The sequence below is a fragment of the Aquitalea sp. LB_tupeE genome, from assembly GCF_013391415.1.
GTDB lineage: Bacteria > Pseudomonadota > Gammaproteobacteria > Burkholderiales > Chromobacteriaceae > Aquitalea.
Genome location: NZ_JACAXB010000052.1, coordinates 1 through 3092 on the forward strand (window position 1 = coordinate 1; position 3092 = coordinate 3092).

Genomic DNA, 3092 nt, shown 5'->3' on the forward strand with positions numbered 1-3092 from the left:
CAGAACCTCGACGGCGGGGCGAGACCCGCGAAGTTGTTTTTGTCTTTGCTGTTCGATGGTTTTCTTGATGCACAAAGGACAAGCATCCGCTCACGCGGATGATGGTTTACATGCCGCTTCCGCGCGGCAAACGGGAAGGAGGGCTTGCCTGGCCAAGCCCTCCTTCACCTCCAAGGCCACCCCACAAGCATGGCCTGCGGCTGCCCGACAGGGCCCGTCCGGAGCGAGGCGCGCCTGAACTCGCGATTTGCTAACGTCAAATCGCTCAAACAGGGCAGGCGCTTAAGACCTCGCCCCGGCCACCCGTCGGCATGCTTGGCGGGGCCAGTGGGCGCGTTGGTGCGGTGGGGAGTTCAGTAGATAAGACGATTTCGGATGACACCAAATAGATTTCTGCTTACGACCCGAAGCTGTCCTTCACTTTCGTGGCCACGAGACGGCCATATGCTGTTACTAAGATTTAGCTTGCGGCCACTCTTTTTGTTACATGGTTGTAGCAACATTGAAAAAGAGGATAAATTAATGCTATTACAAGTAGTTGCAGCCGACTACTTAAAAATTGATATGGGCGTCTGAAAGAATGACACTTATCCTCGACAGAAAAATCACCTACGGCCTACACATATTGGCTGCTATTTTTGCTGGCATTTATCCGATTCTGTTACCTATGTTTCTGATGCAGATTCTCATTGTTGAAGTTGTTGCCGGTATTCGGCCATCCCCTCTCTATTTGACTGGTAGTGCACTGGCTTCTGCAGTCTGTTCTGCTTTATTTCTGTCAATAGTGTTGCAAAGCAAAGACCCTGAAGGGCTGTGGATTATTCCCTTTTTCCTCACATGGCCAGGGGCGCTTGCACTAGGCCTGTCGGGTGCTATCATTAGCAAGCATAAACGGCTGCATCCGGTTAGTAGTTTACTGCTGGGACTATCGCTGATAGTGCTGGGTTTTGTAGTAAATACTGGCGTGGTATGTAATACGGCGATGTGGTGTGGGAGACTATTCCGGTACCATTGACGACAGCCTTCTGGCTAAAACAGCCAGCTACCAATGGCGGCAGGCGACCCTGAGTTGCCATTTACCGCAATGGTCGTTAAATGGCAGCATTAAGACTCGAAGTTGCCCCTCAGGACTGGGTCACCGTACCCAAACTCTCAAGTTTGAATTTGTAGCCAGTGAGCAATTGACGTGGGTCATTACACTACCCGGTAGATTGGGGGGTGTTATACGAGCATGTTTATGACAAAGTTGTAGTGAGCATGAAATCGCAAGTGATTATACTTTTCATCCGTATTGATGAATATATGAACTGAAAAGCTCGTATATACCCTGTTATAAATTATAGACACAGAACAGCTGAACAAGAAGTGGAGAAATTATCAATATGGATAAAAATTTTAGCTCCTACGGAGAAAATTCAGGGACGAAAAGCATTGTTAGTTCCTTGATATTTTTTATTGTTGGAACTCCAATCCTTACAATCGGGGTGTTCATGATTTTTGGCATTGCAATCATTAGCAAACCACTCAATAGTGATACCATCTTCTTGTTTATTATTGGTATTTTATTTTGCATTGGTGGATTTTGGTGTTTGAGTCGGTCATTGGGATATGCAACTGGAAAAGCAAAACTATTTCTGCCTGGCGAGGGGCGCAAGGGACCAGTCATTACTTCTATTGTTGTTATGGCGCCACTATTGCGCTTGATTAATCACATCGAACAAGCCAATCCACATTGGCTTATGGGGCGCACATGGATTGAACCTGCAGCTCTTGTGTTAATTGTCTCAACACCCTTTTTTGTGTGGTGGTGGCATTATCGCTGGAAACGAATGAAGTAGTGGTGCATTGGAGATGACTTGAAAATGAAAAATAAAACTCGTGCCATACAAACGACTACATTTATTAGTAATGGCCTAGAAAAAATGTATTCAATATAATATTATGCCCGGCTGAGGCTATCGTTGATGGCAGCTCTTCGATAAATGCCGGATGCTCAGCCGCCGAATATTTGAAAATTTTACATGTCAGCTCCTGGCCATAAGCGGCCAGATTTTCCATCTCTGACAGCTTACGACCCAAAGCAGACCTCCCCATAGGCAGTCGAAATATACGAGAAGAATCGATTAATCTAGGAGCGCTCTTTTCTTGTACATGTAAATCACGAAAACAACTGGCATTAGTAAGAGAAATACACATGAGGCTCCCAGTATGTATGGGTGATTTTTTGCCAGTACTGGATTTTTATCGATAATCATCATTATGATTTGAAGGGTGGGAGCAAAAAAGAAAATTAAATCACCAATTGGTTTAAATTTTTTGGTTTGCATTACCGCTGCAGTTCCTATCAAATAACATGAGCCTCTATACAGACACAGCAAACCGACGAATACCAAAAATAATGCACCCCCTCCAAATGCAATGCTGTTTACCAAGCCTGACTTTCCCCATGTCTGAAAATCGGCCATCATAAAAAAATAGCCTATAAGAAATATTAATAAACCAACTATCAGAAAGACACTTCCGGCCATGGTGTCTTTTTGCGGGCCTAGTTTATTCTCATCCGGCAGCATGTATTCCTCATTTTATTTCTAGCCATGATTGATTCGATTGGCTCTTGTTGTGTAGGTATTGTCTGTCTGCTATTGGCCGATACCAGTCATGCTAGCACAATGGCATGGAGAAAATCTTGACCTGTATTGGTGACGGTCCAGACAGTGATCCGTTACCGCAAGAACGTACCAACGAAACCCGGTCCCGTCAGCGCGAGCCGACGCAGACGTGCCGCTCAGGGTCTTAAGCGGTCGGCTGTCCGAAGCGGCGCGACGTTAGCGCGCCGCAAGTTCCGGCCGCGCCCTGAGTGGCATGGCTGGGGCGGGAATTCGACGCGCTGCGGGTCGCCTTTTCTTTGGGTACCTTCTTTTGGCGAAGTGGCGAAGTGGCGAAGCAAAAGCAAAGTACCTCGACGGCGGGGCGAGACCCACGATTTGCATTTGCCTTTATTTTTTTGGCATTTTCTAGCAGGCTGTTGAAATACCCGTCAGCCGAGCGCAGTCCTGTCTTTGCTTGCGCATGACGCATGCTTTGATCTGTCT

Annotated in this window: 4 protein-coding genes; 2 read left to right on the forward strand and 2 right to left on the reverse strand. The window is 46.6% G+C overall.

Annotated features, from left to right (window positions below):
• Positions 1-580 precede the first annotated feature (580 nt).
• Together HWX34_RS20935 and HWX34_RS20940 are read left to right on the forward strand one after the other, a co-directional pair.
• Positions 581-1015: a hypothetical protein gene (locus tag HWX34_RS20935; protein ID WP_178974127.1), complete on the forward strand. Its 435-nt coding sequence runs from the start codon at positions 581-583 to the stop codon at positions 1013-1015.
• Positions 1016-1382: 367 nt separating this feature from the next.
• Positions 1383-1838 (forward strand): hypothetical protein, encoded by a 456-nt coding sequence (locus tag HWX34_RS20940; RefSeq protein WP_178974129.1) that lies wholly within the window; start codon positions 1383-1385, stop codon positions 1836-1838.
• A 285-nt stretch (positions 1839-2123) separates the two neighbouring features.
• Here the strand turns inward: HWX34_RS20940 and HWX34_RS20945 are convergent, their stop codons facing one another.
• Positions 2124-2570 carry a hypothetical protein gene (locus tag HWX34_RS20945; protein WP_178974131.1) on the reverse strand — a complete coding sequence of 149 codons (447 nt, stop codon included), beginning with the start codon at positions 2568-2570 and terminating at the stop codon, positions 2124-2126.
• Positions 2571-2793: 223 nt separating this feature from the next.
• Positions 2794-3092: hypothetical protein (locus tag HWX34_RS21145; RefSeq protein WP_218645287.1), on the reverse strand; the 299-nt coding region annotated here is incomplete at its 5' end.

Bases quoted from the DNA above. Each gene is read 5' to 3' on its own strand.
- HWX34_RS20935 (WP_178974127.1), top strand. From the start codon at position 581: ATGACACTTATCCTCGACAGAAAAATCACCTACGGCCTACACATATTG.
- HWX34_RS20945 (WP_178974131.1), bottom strand. From the start codon at position 2,570: ATGCTGCCGGATGAGAATAAACTAGGCCCGCAAAAAGACACCATGGCC.
- HWX34_RS20940 (WP_178974129.1), top strand. From the start codon at position 1,383: ATGGATAAAAATTTTAGCTCCTACGGAGAAAATTCAGGGACGAAAAGC.